Annotated in this window: 1 protein-coding gene and 1 pseudogene; one reads left to right on the forward strand and one right to left on the reverse strand. The window is 65.4% G+C overall.

The features are described from left to right. Positions 1 to 107 (reverse strand): annotated as a pseudogene (locus tag A5736_RS26605) (TetR/AcrR family transcriptional regulator); the annotation flags it as partial. A 75-nt stretch (positions 108 to 182) separates the two neighbouring features. On the opposite strand from A5736_RS26605, the gene A5736_RS00840 reads away from it, so the two are divergent. Beyond that, the coding region (locus A5736_RS00840; RefSeq protein ID WP_139333045.1) for a TetR/AcrR family transcriptional regulator at positions 183 to 566 on the forward strand (384 nt) is incomplete at its 3' end.

Raw genomic sequence — 566 nt, forward strand, 5'->3', positions numbered from 1 at the left:
TAGCCGACCTCGCCCACGCAGCGCATCGCCGCGGTGATGATTCGTCGGCGAGTCTGCTCGGCGTTTGCGCCCACCGGACGCCCGAGCTGCGACGGCGTGGCGGTCATGCACCTCCGCGGGAGCCGGAAGTCGTTGGTCGGTCGAATATATTCGACCACATATCAGTGAGGACCCGACCCACCATGACCCGAACACAGCTGGGCCGCCCCGTGGGCGCCAGTGGCGAGGAAACGCGCCGGCGGATCATCGTCGCAACCATGAGGTGTGTGGCCGAGGTCGGCTATTCGCAAGCGACGATCCGCGAAATCGCCCGCGCGGCCGACATGACCAGCGGCAGCCTGTATCACTACTTTCCGAACAAATCCGAACTGCTCAATGCGACCGGCGAGGAAATCGAGCAGATCGTGTCGCACCGGCTGCGTGCCGCCGCCGCAGACGGCGATCACGTCGTAGATCGGCTCGATGCGGTGCTCGACGAGTACGGACAGTTGATGCGCGACTATCCCTACCTGACCGCCTTCTTGCGGGCGATGCGAGCCCAGGGCAACGCACAGGTGCGGCGACTC

Origin of the sequence: Mycobacterium sp. SP-6446 (genome assembly GCF_001954045.1) — a bacterium.
GTDB lineage: Bacteria > Actinomycetota > Actinomycetes > Mycobacteriales > Mycobacteriaceae > Mycobacterium.